Raw genomic sequence first — 18,190 nt, 5'->3', positions numbered from 1 at the left:
AGCGGTGCGGATTTCGTGTGCACCGCGCCTTTCAGCTGTCCGACCTGCCGGATCCAGGCGCCCACCACCACGGCGCCGTCACATCGGTGGTGATACCGGCGACCGAATTCACCTCGTCGAACACACCGAGCGCCCGCGCGGCCTGCGATGCGGTGGCCGGCCACGGTTCGTACTGGTCGATTTTCGCGTACAACAGCCTGGACGGAAGCTCGGCTCGCGTCAAGTGCTCGTGCAACCACGCCGCCGACCGCTCGGGAGAGCTGAACCCACTCATACCGTTGAACTTCGTCATCAGATGCCGGAACGACCACCGGGACAACCAGTTCAAGTTGCGGGCGATATTGGTTTGAGCCATGATCCCGGGGTCGTAAGACAGCACCCCCAGTCCCTGCGGAGCGCGCTCGGCGTAGGCCCTGCACAACTGTACGGTCGCCCTCTTGCTGGCCACATAGGCCTGCGGACCGCTCGATATCCCGGAGCGTTCTACCGGCTCCATCGACAGCGTCGCCGGTGCCGGCAGTCCCGTCCACCAACGCCTTCGAGCATGGGCACCCGACCCCACGAACACTACCCGGACATGGTGTGCCACATCGGCATGTCGAAGCAGGAGCGCCAGAAGAAGGTGCGGGGCAATGAGATTCGTGACCAACGTCGCGTCGAGGCCGTCCGGAGTCCGATCGGTGCGGGCCCCGGGGTGCACAGCGGCGTTGAGGACCACAGCGCCCAGCGGTGCGAGCTCGTCGGACAGCAGCCAGTCATTTACATCGGCTGCCGCCCGCCTGACGCCGGCCAGGTCGGACAGATCACAGACCACGTACCGCGCGTCCCTCGCCCCGAACCGTGCACGCAACTCGGCGTGCCGTTTCTCGTTGCGGCACAGAAAGACCGCTTGGTGCGATCCGGAATCCATGATGCGCTGGGCCAGTGCCAGGCCAAGTCCGGACGTAGGACCCGTCAGCACCAACGAACGCCGGGGAACATGAGTGCTCATACACCGACAGAGTACGGCCAACGACGCGCCAACAATGCGGAGATCAGATGAACAGTGAAGCAGCAAGGCACCTCGACGTCGTGGTGGTGGGAGCCGGCATCGCAGGAATCAGCGCGGCATGGCACATCAGGAAGTACTGCCCCACACTGAATATGGCCGTCCTGGAGGGACGTTCGGAACTCGGCGGGACGTGGAGCCTGTTCCGCTACCCCGGCGTGCGATGCGATTCGGACATGTACACGCTCGGGTTCTCCTTCTCACCATGGACCCAGCAGGAGTCCATCGTTGACGGAGAGGCCATCCTGCAGTATCTGAAACAAGTCGCCGATGACGAGAACCTCACACCTTTCCTTCGATTCGACCACCGGGTACGCGAAGCGCGGTGGTCATCGCGGGACAACAAATGGACACTTCTGGTCGAGACCACCCAGGGCTGTCGATCGATCACCTGTACGTTCTTCGTGGCTTGCACCGGGTACTACCGCTACGACGGCGGTTACCAGCCGGAGTTTCGTGGCGTTGAGGAATTCAGCGGACCGGTGGTGCATCCACAACAATGGCCAGACGACCTGGACGTCGAGGGCAAGCGGATAGCCGTCATCGGCAGCGGGGCAACAGCCATGACGCTCGCACCCCGCCTGGCCGAGGACGCCGAACACGTGAGTGTGATCCAGCGGTCGCCGTCCTATGTGGTGAGCCGACCCGGCCGTGACAGGTTCGCCAATCTCCTCCTCCGCCGGATCCCCCGGCGGGCAGCGTATTCGGCGATCCGGGCAAAGAACGTCTCGATGATGACGCTATCGCTGTACATGGCCCGCAAGGCGCCACGCCAGATGGGTGAAGCCATCATCGATCGCGCCAAGAAGGAGCTACCTGACGGGTACGACGCGGAGACACACTTTCGTCCGAGGTACAAGATCTGGGACAACCGACTCTGTCTCATTCTCGACGGCGACCTGTTCAAATCGATCGACCGGGGTGACCTCACCATGGTTACCGGAGAGATCGATCGCTTCGACTCACGGGGGGTGATGTTGTCCAGTGGAGATCACATCCCCGCCGACATCGTGGTGACCGCAACAGGCTTCCACATGAGGCTGTTCGGCGGTATAGACATGTACCTGGACGACCGACCCCTCGTTCTGGCCGACACGGTGTGTTACAAGGGCATGATGCTGGATGGGGTGCCGAACTTCGCCTTCACCGTGGGGTATCAAGCCGCCACTTACACCCTCAAGGCCGACATAGTGTCCCGATACGTGAGCCGGTTGCTCAACTACATGTCCGAGAATCAGATCTCCAGTGCGACACCACATCTCGACGATGACTCGGTGTCGCTCGAACCGTTCACCCAGTACCGTCCGGGTTACATGCAGCGTGTGCTGGACACGTTACCCCGGCAGGGTTCCAAACCGCCGTGGCGTTTGAGTATGAATTTCTACCGGGATTCGTGGATGGCGCGCGTCCAGCCGATTGCCGACGAGCACCTTCGGCTGTCGTGAGAACCGACGGATTCGGCATCTCGAGTCCGCGGCCGGTGCGCCTGTTGAACGCCATGGCCGCGCCCCTGAGTAGCTTCGGTGCCGCCCCTCGCCTCGACGGGAGGTGGTTGCGCGTGGCCGCCTGCCGGGCAGCGCACTCCGAGTGGATCGACGATGCGTATCTCGACGAAGCGCTCGACGTGCTCGCGCATTCATTGTGCACCGAGGCCCGGCTCAGCTTCATGGGTCGAAAGATGGCTCAGGTGAGGTTGGTCCGGATGCTGAGTACCCGCCTGCAGCTGCGACAGCTGCTCGAACGCCGGCCCGAGATCACGTCCAGGCCGGTCGAGCCCCCGATCGTCATCGTGGGCTTGCAACGTACCGGTACCACGCTGCTACATCGCCTCTTGGCGGCCGATCCCGGGTCGGGCTCCATGCTGTCGTGGGAAGGCGCACATCCACTGCCTGACCCGCGCCAGATCCCCGGACGTCCGGACCTGCGAATCATGCAGGCCGGCAAAGAAGAACGGGCGCTCAGATACCTGCAGCCGCAGTTCTTCGCGATTCACTCGTTGGAATCGACCGCACCCGAAGAAGACGTCCTGCTGCTCGACTATTCCTTGCACAGCCAGATGCCTGAGGTCATGTTCCATGTACCGACATACGCGCGGTGGCTGTCGGAACAAAACATGGCCGACGCATACGAGTTGCACCGTCTGCTTTTGCAGGTGCTCGACTGGCAGCAACCCCGCGGCCGGTGGGTGCTGAAATCTCCCGCCCATCTGGAACACCTGGATGTCCTGCTGCGAACCTTTCCCGGCGCGGTCGTGGTGTGGACGCACCGGGATCCGGCACAGACCACCGCGTCGTCATCGAGCATGCTGGCGCACTACCAAGCGCTGTTCAGTGACCGCGTCGATCACCATGAGGTGGCCAGGTACTGGCTCGACAAGAATGCCAACATGATCGAACGTGCCATCGACTTCCGCGAAACCAGCGATGCCACATTCGTGGACGTGCACTACCAGGATCTGCTGGCCGACCCGATGCACATCGTCGACCGGATATACGAGGCGGAAGGACGTCAGTTGACCGACATCGCCCGCCGGGCCATGCAGGACGAACTCAGCGCCCATCGGCAGCACCAACACGGCGAACACCGATACAGCTTGGAGCAGTTCGGCTTGACGGCGACCGAAGTGGACGACGCCTACGCGCGCTATGTCGAACATTTCTCCGTTCCCGCCGAACCCGGAGGTGTACGTGACCTTTGACGATGCAGTGACCCGCCCCTTTGCCGAAGCGATCGCCGAGGCCGAAAGCCTCATCGCGTCGGCGCCTCATATCGAGTCCGAAGCCGATTTGCTCGAAGGGCTCCAATATCTCGCCGGCGGCATAGCCGCATCCGTGCATCTGGTGTTCAATTTCAGTGAGGACCATCCGACGCTGCTCAGTGGCACCGGACCGTTCACCAAAATGGGGTTGGACAACCCCGACTTCTTGTATTTCGCGACGCAACTCGACGGCCGCCACACATACCTGCTCAGCGGCATCCGCGGTAGCACAGTCGATTTGAATTTTCAGCTACTGGACGGGTCCTACAGCGACAGCTCACTGCCGGCAGACCTGACCGCTTTCGACGATCGCGCCCTTCCGATCACCGAAGACGGCACCTACCGGGTCAGCATCGGTGCCGAACCGATCGCCGGCTGCGAAGTCCATTTCGCGATGCGGCCGGGACCGGCTCAGCTGATTGTCCGCGAGGCCTATAACGACTGGACGGAACGACGCGGCACCGTGGCAGTCAATCGGGTGGACACCCTCGGCCGTGGGGCACCCACGCTCACCGAGGACTTCATCGCATCTCGATACACCGGCGCCGGAATGCACCTCATCAACCGGATCAAGACCTGGTTGCAGTTTCCGCAGTGGTTTTATCTCAACAACCCGCCGAACGTGTTCGAACCGCCCCGAGTCACCCCAGGTGGACTGACAACACAGTTCTCGGCGGTCGGATATTTCGAACTCGAGCCACACCAAGCTCTCGTCGTCACGGTTCCCCTGTCGGACGCGCCCTATCAAGGATTTCAGCTGGGCAGCATGTGGTACATCTCGTTGGACTACATCAATCACCAGACGTCCTTGAATGCCCATCAGTCGAACGTCGACCCCGACGGCAACATCAGACTGGTGATCAGCGAACACAACCCGGGCGTTGCGAATTGGATCGAGACAGTCGGGCACCGCCGCGGTTTCATGAAATTTCGATGGCAACGCACCGACCGCGACATTGTGCGCACGGACGGTCCTCGTGCCGAGGTGGTGGATTTTGACCGGTTGCCCGGTGCGTTGCCCTTCTTCGAGGACAACACCGTCACGACGGCGCAGTGGGAGGCGCGCATAGCCGCTCGACAGTTGGCGGTCGCCACTCGGATGCTCGGTTAGCCTCGGCCTACCCGGAGAGATTGAAGTTGCCGGACGCGCCGTAGACGGCGAGTGAGATGAACAGGGTGATGGTCACCACCACGATGAGCGAGGTGCGCACCGCCTGGCCGACGGCGATGCCCACGCCGACCGGCCCACCGGAGGCGTTGTAGCCGTAGTAGGTGTGCACCAGCATCACGGCGATCGACATCACGATCGCCTGCAGGAACGACCACAGCAGATCGGTCGGGATCAGGAAGGTGTTGAAGTAGTGGTCGTACAAACCCGCGGACTGCCCGTTGATGAACACGGTGGTGAACCGGGCCGCGAAGAACGCCGCCAGCACCGACAGTGAGTACAGCGGGATGATCGCGATCAACCCGGCGATGAGGCGGGTGGACACCAGATACGAAACGGCATGCACCGCCATGGCTTCCACCGCGTCGATCTCTTCGGCCACCCGCATGGCGCCCAGCTGTGCGGTGGTACCGGCGCCGATGGTGGCGGCCAGGGCGATACCGGCGATGACGGGCGCGACGATGCGGACGTTGAGGAAGGCCGACAGGAAGCCGGTCAGCGCCTCGATACCGATGTTGCCCAGCGAGGAGTAGCCCTGTACGGCGATGACGCCACCGGAGGCCAGCGTCAGGAAGGCCGCGACGCCGACCGTGCCGCCGATCATCACCAAAGCACCGGCACCCATGGTCATCTCGGCGACCAGCCGGATGGTCTCCTTGCGGTAGCGGGTGAGTGCGTTGGGGATGTAACGCATGGTCTCGCCGTAGAACAACGCCTGCTCGCCGACGTTGTCCACGGCTCGGGGCACGCCACGGAAGAACCGGCGCACCCGCAGTGTCACGTCATAACTCATGCTCGCCTCACCGCTCCAGCACCCGGACGCCGACGGCGGTCAAGATGACATTCACGACGAACAAGCAGATGAAGGCGTAGACCACCGTCTCGTTGACCGCGATGCCCACGCCCTTGGGTCCGCCCTGCACGGTGAGGCCGCGGTAGCAGCCGACCAGACCGGCCAGCAGGCCGAACAGCACGGCCTTGAACATCGCGAGTACCAACTCGCCCAGCCCGGTCAAGATGGTCAGCCCGTTGATGAATGCGCCCGGGTTCACGCCCTGCAGGAACACCGAGAAGACATAGCCGCCGGCCAGGCCGATCGCGCAGACCAGACCGTTGAGCAGCAGCGCCACGAAGGTCGAGGCCAGCACGCGCGGCACCACCAGGCGCTGGATCGGGTCGATACCCAGCACCCGCATGGCGTCGATCTCTTCACGGATGGTGCGTGCTCCCAGGTCCGCGCAGATGGCGGTGGCCCCTGCGCCGGCGACCACCAGCACGGTCACCACCGGACCCAGCTGGGTGATGGTGCCGAACGCGGTGCCGGCACCGGACAGGTCGGCGGCGCCGATCTCGCGAAGGAGAATGTTGAGCGTGAAGGCCACCAGCACCGTGAACGGGATCGACACCAGCAGCGTCGGGACGAGTGAGACTCGGGCGATCATCCACGTCTGGTCCAGGAATTCACGGAACTGGAACGGTCTCCGCCACATCTTGACGAAGGTGTCGATGGTCATCTCGAAGAACCCACCCACGGCCCGCGCCGGAGCCGCAAGCTGTTCGATCAACCTCGGCTCCGTTCTTCGGTTGGGGAAGATTTATCCGCGTTGGCGAAGAGCCCGAATATAGCGGGTATCTGTTCGCTCCGGCGGCCTTTCCACCCCTGGTCTGCACCCTGCGCTTAGTGAGCGGGCTCATAGTAACTAGAACACGTTCACAGTGTCAAAGAACCGCAATTTTGGCTAAAACTAGTTATTTCCGCTGGTGAGGGCGTGTGTGACGGACATCATTTTAGAACGTGTTCTAATCCTCATCAGTCACGCGAGCACGGTGTTCTCGATTTCAAGAATCCATTAGCGCAGCGGCGGAGAATCCGATTTCCGGATCCCGTTCAGCAAAGAAACCGCCGAGGGCCGAACTCAGCGCCGCCGGGTCCCACGCGTCGCCGGCGGCCTCGAAGCGCTGGGCGACCGTCGGCGCGGCAACCAACGTGACCGTCGGGCCGTAGACGATGAACAGCTGCCCGTTGACCGCCTCGGCCGCCGGCGAGGACAGGTAGGTCACCAGCGTCACCACATGCTCGGGCGACAGCGCGTCGATCTGTCCGTCGGCCAGTGCCGGGGCGTCACCGAACACGTCGGCGGTCATCGCGGTGCGGGCCCGCGGCGCGATCGCATTGGCCCGCACCCCGTAGCGGCCCAGCCCGCGCGCGGCGGTCAGCGTCAGTGCCGTGATACCCGCCTTGGCCGCACCATAATTGGCCTGACCCACCGGGCCGGCCAGCCCGGCCTCCGACGAGGTGTTGACGATCCGCCCGTACACGGTGCCGTTCCCGTCGTCCCCGCCGGCTTTGGCCTTGGCCCGCCAGTAGGTCGCGGCGTTGCGGGTGAGCAGGAAGTGCCCCCGCAGGTGCACGGCGATCACCGCGTCCCAGTCCTCGTCGGACATGTTGAACAGCATCTTGTCCCGGGTGATACCGGCGTTGTTGACGACGATGCTCAAACCACCGAGGCCGTCGGCGGTGGCCACCAGTTCGTCGGCGGTGCTGCGTGCGCTGATGTCACCGGCAACGGCCACGCCCTTGGCGCCGACGGTGGCGATCTCGTCGAGCACGTCCGATTTGTCCAGGGCCGAGGCGATGTCGTTGACCACCACCGTGGCGCCCGCGCGGGCCAGGCCGACGGCTTCGGCCCGGCCCAGCCCGGCCGCGGCGCCGGTCACCACGGCGACCTTCCCGGACAGGTCGATCGCGGCGGAATTCTGCGCTGATGAACTCAATTTATGAATACCTCTAGTCTTTTCGGATCAGGGCTGCCCGCGGGCATTCGGCGATCGACTGCTCGGCCAGGTCCTCCTGGTCGGCCGGCACCGGGTCGGCCTTGATCACGGCATAGTCATCGTCATCCAGATCAAACAGGTCGGGGGCGATACCCACACATACCGCGTTGCCCTCACAGCGATCGCGGTCGACTTCCACACGCATGACAACCTCCTGATGTCCGGGTCGTTCACAACCCGCCGATGTGCCGGCTAACCATACCGCCCTGGACCCCAAGACTAGAACGTGTTACAACCGGTTGAGATAAAGGTGCCCGTGAGCACCTCCTATAACAGCACGGCACGCCACCAGCCCTACAGTGAGGACGTCGAAGATGCGGATCGGTTATACCGCCGAGCAGGAGGAGTTGCGCCGCGAACTGCGGTCGTACTTCGCCAAACTGATGACACCCGAACGGGCTGAGGCCCTCGCCGCCAGCGACGGCGAGATGGGCCGCGGCAACGTGTACCGCGAAACCGTCGCGCAGATGGGCAAGGACGGGTGGCTGACGCTGAACTGGCCCAAGGAGTACGGCGGTCAGGCGCGCACGCCGATGGAGAGCCTGATCTTCAACGACGAGGCCTCCATCGCGAATGTCCCGGTGCCCTTCCTGACTATCAACAGCGTCGCGCCGACGATCATGCACTTCGGCACCGATGAGCAGAAGAAGTTCTTCCTGCCCAGGATCGCCGCCGGTGAACTGCACTTCTCCATCGGCTACTCAGAACCGGGCGCGGGCACCGACCTGGCCTCGCTGCGCACCACCGCGGTTCGCGACGGCGAGGACTACGTCATCAACGGCCAGAAAATGTGGACGTCGCTGATCGCCTACGCCGACTACGTATGGCTGGCCGTGCGGACCAACCCGGAGGCCAAGAAGCACCGCGGCATCTCCATGCTCATCGTGCCCACCACCGCCGAGGGCTTCTCCTGGACACCGGTGCACACCATGTCCGGTGTCGACACCAGCGCCACCTATTACCAGGACGTCCGCGTCCCGGCCACCAGTCTGGTCGGCGAGGAGAACGCCGGCTGGAAGCTGGTCACCAATCAGCTCAACCACGAGCGGGTCGCCCTGGTGTCGGCGCAGCCGATCTTCGTGGCGCTCAACGGTGTTCGTGAATGGGCGCAGAACACCAAGGATGTGCACGGCAAGCGGCTGATCGACTCGGAGTGGGTGCAGCTGAACCTGGCCCGGGTGCACGCCAAGGCCGAGGTCCTCAAGCTGATCAACTGGGAGCTCGCCTCCGCCGAGGATGTCGCCCCCTCCCCCGCCGATGCGTCCGCGGCAAAGGTGTACGGCACCGAGCTGGCCACCGAGGCCTACCGGCTGCTGATGGAGGTGCTGGGCACCTCGGCGACCCTGCGCACCGGATCCCCCGGTGCGCTGCTGCGCGGGCGGGTCGAACGCATGCACCGCTCCTGCCTGATCCTCACCTTCGGCGGCGGCACCAACGAGATCCAGCGCGACATCATCGGCATGGTCGCACTCGGCCTGCCCCGAGTGAACCGATAAGAAAGGCCGCAGACCATGGATTTCACACCCACCGAGGCCTCCACCGATCTGGGCGGCCTGGTCCGCACCATCACCGAGTCGGTGTGCACGCCGGAACATCAGCGCGTGCTCGACGGCCTCGACCAACGCTTCGACCGCGACCTCTGGGCCAAGTTGATCGACGCCGACATCCTGTCCACCGCCGCACCGGAATCCGTCGGAGGTGGCGGATTCGGCGTGCTGGAGCAGGCCGCCGTGCTGACCGCACTCGGCCGCCAGCTGGCCGCGGTGCCCTACCTGGAGTCTTCGGTGCTGGCCGCCGGCGCGCTGGCCAAGTTCGGATCGCAATCCCTGCAACAGGATTGGGCAGTGCCTGCGATCAACGGTGCCAAGATCGTCACCGTGGCCCTCGACGGTGAGATGGGCCAGGGCCCGGTCCAGGCCACCTCAGAAGGGCAAGCCGGCTTCCGCCTGACCGGTTCCCGCACCCAAGTGGCCTACGGACCGGTCGCCGACGCCTTCCTGGTACCGGCCGAGACACCGTCGGGCGTCAAGGTGGTGCTCATCACCGCGGCCGATCCCGGGGTCACGGTCACCGCGCTGGACACCACCGGCCACGGCACCGTCGGCCACCTGGAACTCGGCGGCACCGCCGTTGCGGCAGCGCGCGTCATCGGCGGTGCGGACGTGCTCGACTGGCTGACCGTGCACAACGCCCTGGGCCGCGCCGCATTCCAGCTCGGCGTGCTGGAGCGCGCACTCGAGCTGACCGCGGTCTACGCGCGCGAGCGTGAACAGTTCGACCGGCCGATCGGCAGTTTCCAGGCGGTGTCGTCCCGGCTGGCCGACGGCTATATCGACGTCAAGGCGCTGCGGTCCACCCTCACCCAGGCGGCCTGGCGGCTCTCCGAGGAACTGCCTGCCGATATCGACGTGGCCAGCGCCGCGTTCTGGGCGGCCGACGCCGGCCATCGCGTCGCGCACACCACGGTGCACGTGCACGGCGGTGTCGGCATCGACATGGATCACCCGATCCACCGGTACTTCCTGGCCGCCAAGCAGACCGAGTTCGCCCTCGGCGGCGCGACCGGACAACTGCTGCGCATCGGCCGCGAACTGGCCGACACCCCGGCGTGACGTGACGGACACCGTCGGTGAGCTGCTCGCCCCCTTGACCGGGGTCACCGATCGCGGCATCCATCACGGCGACGAGTTCACCAGCTGGCGAGACCATATCGCCGCGGGTGCGCAGCTGGCCGCCGCGCTGCGGGCCCGGCTGGACCCGGACCGGCCCCCGCACATCGGTGTGCTGCTGGGCAATACGCCGTTCTTCTCCAGCGTGCTGGTGGCGGCGGGATTGTCCGGTTTCGTGCCGGTCGGGCTGAACCCGACCCGCCGGGGGGCGGCACTGGCCCGCGACATCGGCCGCGCGGACTGCCAGTTGGTGCTCGCCGACTCCGGCGCCGAGGTCCCCGCCGGGGTGGATCACATCGACGTCGAATCCCCGCAGTGGGCAGCCGAACTCGCCAGCCATGCGGGCGCCGCGGTGACCTTCGCCGAGCTGTCCCCGGACGACCTGTTCATGCTGATCTTCACCTCGGGGACCAGCGGTGAGCCCAAGGCCGTCCGGGTCACCCAGGACAAGGTGGCCTTTCCCGGCCGGATGCTGGCCGAGCGGTTCGGCCTGGGCCCGGCCGACGCCTGCTACCTGTCCATGCCGCTGTTTCATTCCAACGCGATCATGGCGGGCTGGGCGGTCGCGGTCGCTGCGGGTGCCTCGATTGCCTTGCGCCGCAAGTTCTCCGCATCGCAGTTCATCCCGGATGTGCGGCGCTACCGAGCCACCTACGCCAATTACGTCGGCAAGCCGCTGTCCTATGTCCTCAGCACACCCGAGCGGCCCGACGATGCGGACAACCCGCTGAAGTTCCTCTACGGCAACGAGGGTGCGCCGCGCGATCTGGTCCGGTTCGCGCAACGATTCGGCGTGCTGGTGGTCGACGGGTTCGGCTCCACCGAGGGCGGCGTGGCCATCGCGCGCACCCCCGACACCCCGGACGGATCCCTCGGCCCGCTGACCGACGAGGTCGCCATCGTCGACGTGCAGACCGGGCAGCCGTGCCCGCCCGGCGTGGTCGGTGAGCTCATTAATCCGGCTGGTGCTGGTTGGTTTCGGGGCTACTACAACTCGCCCGAGGCACAGGCCGAGCGGATGGCGGGCGGCGTCTACCACACCGGTGATCTGGCCTACCGGGACGAGGCGGGCTTCGTGTACTTCGCGGGGCGTCTCGGTGACTGGATGCGGGTGGACGGAGAAAACCTGGGCACCGCGCCGATCGAGCGGGTCTTGTTGCGGCATCCCGATATCGCCGAGGCCGCCGTCTACCCCATCCCCGACCCGGCGGTCGGCGACAGGGTGATGGCCGCGGTGGTGCCGGCACCGGGTGCGTCCTTCGACGCCGAGACATTTGCGGCATTCCTGCGCGAACAGGCCGACCTCGGCCCCAAACAGTGGCCGTCGTTCGTCAGGGTCAGTACCGAGCTGCCCCGGACCGAGACGTTCAAGGTACTCAAACGGGAATTGTCGGCCCAGGCGACCGACTGTGCCGACCCGGTGCACCCGATCAGGCGTTAAAGTCCGCTGATGGCCATCGACCCGTCCGCCGTCTCACTGCAGGGTCGGGTCGCGGTGGTCACCGGTGGCGGCGAGGGCATCGGCCGGGGTATCGCCGCCGGCCTGCGCGCATTCGGGGCGCAGGTGGCGATCTGGGAACGCAACCCACAGACCTGCGCCGGCACCGCGGCCGATATCGGGGCACTCGGCCTGACCGTCGATGTGCGCGACGCCGACGCCGTCGATGAGGCGTTGCGCCGCACGGTCGCCGAGCTCGGCCCGGTCCGGATCCTGGTGAACAACGCCGGTGGCACCTTCTCCTCGCCGCTGCTCGAGACATCGGAGAACGGGTGGGATGCGCTGTACCGGGCCAATCTGCGCCACGTGCTGCTGTGCACGCAGCGAGTTGCGCGGGTGATGGCCGACACCGGCCGGGGCGGCAGCGTCGTCAACATCACCTCCATCGAAGGCGTGCGCGCGGCACCGGGCTACGCCGCCTATGCGGCCGCGAAGGCCGGGGTCATCAACTACACCCAGACCGCGGCCCTGGAACTGGCCGAGCACAATATCCGGATCAACGCGTTGGCACCGGATTTCACCGTGACCGAGGGCCTGTCGCGGATGGCGTCCCAGCAACGTTTGCAGAACGCCGCACGGATGGTGCCATTGGGGCGCGGCGGCGATGTGGATGAAATGGCCGGAGCGGCGGTTTTTCTGGCATCGGATTTGTCGGCCTATATCACCGGGCAGACCATTCACGTCGACGGTGGAACCCATGCCGCCGGCGGCTGGTACCGCCATCCCGAAACGGGGTCGTACCAGCTGGGTCCGGGCTGACCGGGCCAATTATCGTAAAAGTATTTGCCGGATCAGGCGAGCCTTTTCCGGCTCGCAAATTCGAGTAGTTCTACTCAGCACGTCGAACCCTTTCCTGGGCTACGCTTCCGATCGGAAATGCAAAGCGGTGACCTTTGCCGTGTCTGCACCCGATCAGAATTCGACCCTCGAGGAGTTATGTCATGAGAGCATCTGCGCTCACCGGTCTGGCGGCCGCGGCCACCGCCCTCGCCGTGGTCCTGTCGGGCTGCGGCTCGGACACCAAGACCACTGCGACCAGCAGCGAGAAGACCACGTCGTCGTCGGAGAAGACGTCGACCAGCAAGGCGACCGCCACCACCAAGCCGAAGGTGGCCCCGCGCGACGAGGACGCGACCGGTCCGAACGAGACCATCGCCGGCTACATCAAGGCGAACAATATTCAGGAAACCCAGGTCAGGCGTGGCGATCCGGGTTCCCCGACGATCGACTTGCCGCTGCCGGACGGTTGGGAGTCCGCCGGGGAAGACACCCCCGAATGGGCCTACGGCGCGATCGTCTACACCGGACCGGAAGCCGCCGAGTACACCCCGAGCGTCGTCGCGATCGTGTCGAAGCTGACCGGCAACGTCGACCCGCAGAAGATCCTCGACCTGGCGCCGGGTGAGCTGCAGAACCTGTCCGGATATGAACCGCTCAACGAGGGCGCCACGAGCACCCTCGGCGAGTACCCGGCCTTCCAGCTTGGCGGCACCTGGGTGCAGGACGGCCAGAAGAAGATCGTCGCGCAGAAGACGGTGGTGATCCCCGGCAGCGACGGCCTGTATGTGCTGCAGCTCAACGCCGATGGCCTGGAGAACCAGAAGGAGATCGTCGGCGCTGCCACCGACGCCATCGATTCCGGTACCACCATCACCCCCTGACTCGACCGATTGAGTTTGCCTCCACGGGTGCGCCCGTGGAGGCATTCTCGTATCCGGCTGCGGTGCGCGTCGGATCGTGGTTCAGCGCAGGTCAGGGTCCGTCTGCGGGCCGGCCCATGAATGAATCGGACACACTCTCTTTGCGGGACCGCCGGTACCGGGTAGGTTTGGCCTAACCGCTAGTTACTCACCAGTAAGGGAGAGTCGACCATGCCCGCTCCATCCACCGCGGACTTCGCCCGTCTGCGCAAGCTGGTCGCCATTGCCGATATGGACGCCCGCCCCACCAAGCAGATCGACGAGGTGTTCACCGGCCGGGAACTGACCACCATCCCGATCGGGAACGCCGAGGACGTCGCCGCGGCGTTCGCCAAAGCCCGTGCCGCGCAGGTCGAATGGGCCGCGCGTCCCGTCACGGAGCGGTCCGCGATCATCGAGCGGTTTCGCGATCTGGTGATCGCCAACCGCGATTTCCTGATGGACGTCGCCCAGGCCGAGACCGGTAAGGCCCGCTCTGCCGCCCAGGAAGAGATCGTCGACATGATCCTCAACGCGCGCTACTACGCGCGCGAAGCGGTCAAGCTGCTGGGCACCAAGCGGGTGCAGGGCCTGCTGCCCGGGGTGGTCAAGACCGTGGTCAACCACCATCCCAAAGGTGTCATCGGCGTGATCTCGCCGTGGAACTATCCGATGGCGCTGTCCATCTCCGACTCCATCCCCGCGCTGCTGGCCGGCAACGCGGTGGTGGTCAAACCGGACAGCCAGACCCCCTACTGCACGCTCGCCAACGCCGAATTGCTGTACCAGGCCGGGCTCCCGCGGGATCTGTTCGCCGTGGTTCCGGGCCCCGGTTCGGTGGTCGGCACCGCGATCGTGCAGAACTGCGACTACCTGATGTTCACCGGTTCCACCTCGACCGGCCGGACCCTGGCCGAGCAGTGCGGCAGCCGGCTGATCGGATTCTCCGCCGAACTGGGCGGCAAGAACCCGATGATCGTGGCCGAGGGCGCCGACCTGAACGTGGTCGCCAAGGCCGCCACCAGGGCCTGCTTCTCCAACGCCGGGCAGCTGTGCATCTCGATCGAACGGATCTACGTCGAGCGGGCGATCGCCGACGAGTTCGCCGCCAAGTTCGCCGAGCAGGTCAAGGCGATGAAGCTCTCCACCGCCTACGACTTCAGCGCCGACATGGGCAGCCTGATCTCCGAAGACCAGATCAAAACGGTGTCCCTGCATGTCGATGACGCGAAAGCCAAGGGCGCCAAGGTCATCGCCGGGGGCAACGCCCGGCCCGATATCGGCCCGCTGTTCTACGAACCGACGGTGCTCACCGATGTCAACGACGAGATGGAATGCGGCCGCAACGAGACGTTCGGCCCGTTGGTGTCGATCTACCCTGTCGACTCGGTGGACGAGGCGATCGCCAAGGCCAACGACACCGAGTACGGGCTCAACGCCAGCGTGTGGGCCGCCAGCAAGGCCGAGGGTGAGGCGATCGCGGCCCGGCTGCAGGCCGGCACCGTCAACGTCGATGAGGGCTACGCGCTGGCCTTCGGCAGCACCGCCGCACCGATGGGCGGCATGAAAGCCTCCGGCGTCGGCCGCAGGCACGGCGCCGACGGCATCCTGAAATACACCGAATCGCAGACGGTGTCCACCGCGCGGGTGCTCAATCTCGACCCGCCCCTTGGCATTCCGTCAGCCTGGTGGCAGAAGGCACTGACCCCGATGATCCAGGCCGTGCAGAAGCTGCCCGGCCGGTAACCCGTTCGCGGCGGATTACCCGCCGGCGATACCGTCGAGGCGCTTGGTGGCCTGCTCGAATCCGGCCACCAACTCCTCGATGATGTCGGCCACGGGGCGGATCTGGTTCATCCGGCCGACGATCTGGCCCACCGGCATGGACACCGTGTCGGGATTGTCCGACTCGTTCATCCGCTGGTGTGCCTCGCTGACGAGGATGTTCTGCAGCGGCATCGGTAGCGGCTCCGGGGCGTCCGGGGCGTCCCAGGCGTCGGTCCACTTGGTCTTGAGCAGCCGCGCCGGCTTACCCGTGTAGATCTTGCGGCGCACGGTGTCCGCGGTGGTGGCGCGCAGCAGCGCGTCCTGGATGGTCGAGGTGCCACCGGGCAGCCGGTGCCCGAGATCGTATTCGGCGGCGGTCAGGAAGGCCGAGCCCATCCACACACCCTGGGCTCCGAGTGCCAGTGCGGCGGCGACCTGGCGGCCCGAGCCGATTCCGCCGGCGGCCAGCACCGGTGCCTTGCCGTCCAGCGCGTCGACGATTTCCGGCCACAGCACCACCGAGCCGATCTCACCGGTGTGCCCGCCGGCCTCGTGGCCCTGCGCGACGACGATGTCGACGCCGTTCTGCACATGACGCAACGCGTGTTTGGCGCTGCCGGCCAATGCGGCCACCGGTACACCCGCGGCGTGCGCCTGCTCGATGACGTCCACCGGCGGGGAGCCCAGCGCGTTGGCGATCAGCTTGATCGGATGCTTGAGCGCCACGTCGACGTGGCTGCGCGCCACCGAGTGCAGCCAGCCCAGCACCCCCTCGTTGCGCTCCTCATCCTCGGGCAGCGGTGGAACACCCAAGTCGGCAAGGGTTTTCGCGACGAAATCACGGTGACTCTGCGGGATGAGCTTGTTGATGTCCACGGCCGTGCCCTCGGTGGGGATCTTGGCCGGCATCACGATGTCGACACCGTAGGGCTTGCCGTCGGTGTTGGCATCCATCCACTGCAGAACCTCTTCGAGGTCATCGGCGTCGTTGAACCGCACGCAGCCGAGCACACCGAGACCGCCCGCCTTGCTGACCGCGGCGGCCACCTTCTCCGACGGGGTGAAGACGAAGATCGGGTACTGGATCCCGAACCGTTCGCATAATTCGGTTTTCATCTCTACTTCGCTCCCACATGCTTGGCGTGCACTTCATCGGCCGGCCGGGCTTCGGTGGTGTCCTTGGCCCAACGATAGTCGGGCTTACCCGCCGGTGACCGTTTCACCTCGTCGACCAGCCAAAGGCTGCGCGGCACTTTGTATCCCGCGATCTCGCTGCGGACGAACTCATCGAGTGCGGCCAATGTCGGCCGGGTGCCGGCGCGCGGCGCCACGACGGCGGCGACGTGATTGCCGAAGCGCTCATCGGGCACCCCGACCACCAGCGCGTCGAACACGTCCGGATGGCCCTTGAGTGCGGCCTCCACCTCTTCGGGATAGATCTTCTCGCCACCACTGTTGATCGACACCGAACCGCGGCCCAGCATGGTCACGCTGCCGTCGGCCTCGACCGTGGCGTAGTCGCCCGGAATCGCATACCGCACACCGTTGATGGTCTGGAAGGTCTCGGCGGTCTTCTTCTCGTCCTTGAAGTAACCGACCGGGATGTGACCGCGCTTGGCCAGGATGCCGCGCACCCCCGAGCCGGGTACCACGGGGTTACCGTCCTCGTCGAGCACCGCGGTGTTCTTGTCGATGGTCACCCGCGGCCCGCCCGTGTGCGACTGGCCTTTGGCCACCACGCTGGTGCCGCCGAAGCCGGTCTCCGACGAGCCGATCGAGTCGGTGATGACCCGGTTGGGCAGCAGCTCCAGGAATTTCTCCTTGAGGCTGGTGGAGAACAGCGCGGCGGTGCTGGCCAGCAGGAAGAGGCTGGACAGATCGAACTCGTTTCCTTTTTCCTGATGTGCGAGAAGCGAATCCAGCAGTGGCCGGGCCATCGCGTCGCCGGTGAAGAACAACAGGTTGACCTTGTGCTGATGGATGGCGCGCCACACCTCGTCGGCGTCGAACTCGGGGACCAGCAGCACGGTGCCGCCGGAGAACAGCGCCATCCAGGTGGCCGACTGGGTGGCGCCGTGGATCATCGGCGGGATCGGGTAGCGCACCATCGGCGCACTGCTGGCGGCCTGCTTGGACAGGTCGTACTCGTCGGCCAGCGGCTCGCCGGTGGCGAAGTCGGTGCCGCCGAGCAGCACCCGATAGATGTCCTCGTGCCGCCACATCACACCCTTGGGGAAACCGGTGGTCCCCCCGGTGTAGAGCAGATAGATGTCATCGGCGCTGCGCGGGCCGAAATCGCGCTCCGGGGAGTGCCCGGCGATGGCGGAGTAGAACTCGACGCCGCCGTAACGCGAGAAGTCGCCGTCCGCTCCATCTTCTACGACCAGCACGGTCTTGACGTTCGGCGTCTCGGGCAGCACGTTGGCCACCCGGTCGGCGTATCGGCGCTCGTGCACCAGCGCCACCATGTCGGAGTTGTCGAACAGGTACTTCAGTTCACCCTCGACATAGCGGAAGTTGACGTTGACCAGGATGGCGCCCGCCTTGACGATGCCGAGCATCGCGATGACGATCTCGATGCGGTTGCGGCAGTACAACCCGACCTTGTCGTCCTTCTGGATGCCCTGGGCCAGGAGGTAGTGGGCGAACCGGTTCGCCTTCTCCTCCAGTTCGGCATAGGTGAGTTGGTCGTCCGCACTGATGAGGGCGACACGGTCTGGCACAGCATCGATGGCGTGCTCGGCGAGATCGGCGATATTCAGGGCCAC

The 18,190-nt window shown here is 65.5% G+C and carries 16 protein-coding genes; 9 read left to right on the top strand and 7 right to left on the bottom strand.

All coding sequences use genetic code 11. The annotated features are described in order from the left end of the window. Positions 1-31: 31 nt before the first annotated feature. Positions 32-991, bottom strand: coding sequence for an SDR family NAD(P)-dependent oxidoreductase (locus tag ACXPWS_RS03000; RefSeq protein WP_458711013.1), 960 nt, complete (start codon positions 989-991; stop codon positions 32-34). 47 nt (positions 992-1,038) lie between these two features. Between ACXPWS_RS03000 and ACXPWS_RS02995 the strand changes: the two genes are divergently transcribed. Genes ACXPWS_RS02995 through ACXPWS_RS02985 form a run of 3 tightly spaced genes read left to right on the top strand, consistent with a single transcriptional unit; the run spans position 1,039 to position 4,917 of the window. Beyond that, the gene (locus ACXPWS_RS02995; protein ID WP_458711012.1) at positions 1,039-2,493 is read left to right on the top strand and encodes a flavin-containing monooxygenase; all 1,455 of its coding nucleotides are present in this window, start codon (positions 1,039-1,041) and stop codon (positions 2,491-2,493) included. 53 nt (positions 2,494-2,546) lie between these two features. Then, complete coding sequence (locus ACXPWS_RS02990; protein WP_458713393.1) at positions 2,547-3,746, top strand: sulfotransferase family protein; 1,200 nt, start codon at positions 2,547-2,549, stop codon at positions 3,744-3,746. A 7-nt stretch (positions 3,747-3,753) separates the two neighbouring features. After that, a complete protein-coding gene (locus ACXPWS_RS02985; RefSeq protein ID WP_458713392.1) occupies positions 3,754-4,917 on the top strand; it encodes a hypothetical protein in 1,164 nt (387 codons plus the stop codon). Between the two features lie 7 nt (positions 4,918-4,924). Here the strand turns inward: ACXPWS_RS02985 and ACXPWS_RS02980 are convergent, their stop codons facing one another. The 4 genes from ACXPWS_RS02980 to ACXPWS_RS02965 all read right to left on the bottom strand — a co-directional run bounded on the left by ACXPWS_RS02980 (position 4,925) and on the right by ACXPWS_RS02965 (position 7,954). After that, positions 4,925-5,767, bottom strand: a complete 843-nt coding sequence (locus ACXPWS_RS02980) for an MlaE family ABC transporter permease (RefSeq protein WP_024453766.1) — start codon at positions 5,765-5,767, stop codon at positions 4,925-4,927. 7 nt (positions 5,768-5,774) lie between these two features. Further along, the gene (locus ACXPWS_RS02975; protein WP_458711011.1) at positions 5,775-6,539 is read right to left on the bottom strand and encodes an MlaE family ABC transporter permease; all 765 of its coding nucleotides are present in this window, start codon (positions 6,537-6,539) and stop codon (positions 5,775-5,777) included. Positions 6,540-6,813: 274 nt separating this feature from the next. Then, complete coding sequence (locus ACXPWS_RS02970; protein WP_458711010.1) at positions 6,814-7,749, bottom strand: 3-oxoacyl-ACP reductase; 936 nt, start codon at positions 7,747-7,749, stop codon at positions 6,814-6,816. Between the two features lie 13 nt (positions 7,750-7,762). After that, entirely contained in the window at positions 7,763-7,954 is a 192-nt protein-coding gene (locus tag ACXPWS_RS02965) for a ferredoxin (protein ID WP_458711009.1), read from the bottom strand. A gap of 169 nt (positions 7,955-8,123) precedes the next feature. Here ACXPWS_RS02965 and ACXPWS_RS02960 point away from each other — a divergent pair, with 169 nt between their 5' ends. From ACXPWS_RS02960 to ACXPWS_RS02935, 6 genes are all read left to right on the top strand, one after another. Next, the gene (locus ACXPWS_RS02960; RefSeq protein WP_458711008.1) at positions 8,124-9,305 is read left to right on the top strand and encodes an acyl-CoA dehydrogenase family protein; all 1,182 of its coding nucleotides are present in this window, start codon (positions 8,124-8,126) and stop codon (positions 9,303-9,305) included. Positions 9,306-9,320: 15 nt separating this feature from the next. Then, positions 9,321-10,421 (top strand): acyl-CoA dehydrogenase family protein, encoded by a 1,101-nt coding sequence (locus ACXPWS_RS02955; RefSeq protein ID WP_458711007.1) that lies wholly within the window; start codon positions 9,321-9,323, stop codon positions 10,419-10,421. Position 10,422: 1 nt separating this feature from the next. Continuing rightward, complete coding sequence (gene fadD17 / locus ACXPWS_RS02950) at positions 10,423-11,919, top strand: long-chain-fatty-acid--CoA ligase FadD17 (RefSeq protein WP_458711006.1); 1,497 nt, start codon at positions 10,423-10,425, stop codon at positions 11,917-11,919. Positions 11,920-11,928: 9 nt separating this feature from the next. Then, the gene (locus ACXPWS_RS02945) at positions 11,929-12,735 is read left to right on the top strand and encodes an SDR family NAD(P)-dependent oxidoreductase (RefSeq protein WP_458711005.1); all 807 of its coding nucleotides are present in this window, start codon (positions 11,929-11,931) and stop codon (positions 12,733-12,735) included. 182 nt (positions 12,736-12,917) lie between these two features. Then, complete coding sequence (gene lpqN / locus ACXPWS_RS02940; protein WP_458711004.1) at positions 12,918-13,637, top strand: envelope biogenesis lipoprotein LpqN; 720 nt, start codon at positions 12,918-12,920, stop codon at positions 13,635-13,637. Between the two features lie 210 nt (positions 13,638-13,847). Next, complete coding sequence (locus tag ACXPWS_RS02935) at positions 13,848-15,401, top strand: succinic semialdehyde dehydrogenase (RefSeq protein WP_458711003.1); 1,554 nt, start codon at positions 13,848-13,850, stop codon at positions 15,399-15,401. Positions 15,402-15,416: 15 nt separating this feature from the next. On the opposite strand, the gene ACXPWS_RS02930 is transcribed toward ACXPWS_RS02935, so the two are convergent. Together ACXPWS_RS02930 and ACXPWS_RS02925 are read right to left on the bottom strand one after the other, a co-directional pair. Further along, positions 15,417-16,538: an NAD(P)H-dependent flavin oxidoreductase gene (locus ACXPWS_RS02930; RefSeq protein WP_458711002.1), complete on the bottom strand. Its 1,122-nt coding sequence runs from the start codon at positions 16,536-16,538 to the stop codon at positions 15,417-15,419. A 2-nt stretch (positions 16,539-16,540) separates the two neighbouring features. Then, positions 16,541-18,190 carry an acyl-CoA synthetase gene (locus ACXPWS_RS02925; RefSeq protein ID WP_458711001.1) on the bottom strand — a complete coding sequence of 550 codons (1,650 nt, stop codon included), beginning with the start codon at positions 18,188-18,190 and terminating at the stop codon, positions 16,541-16,543.

The organism is Mycobacterium sp. BMJ-28 (genome assembly GCF_054404835.1).
Note: the sequence above shows the minus strand (reverse complement) of the source record. Positions and strands in the feature narration are given on the sequence as shown.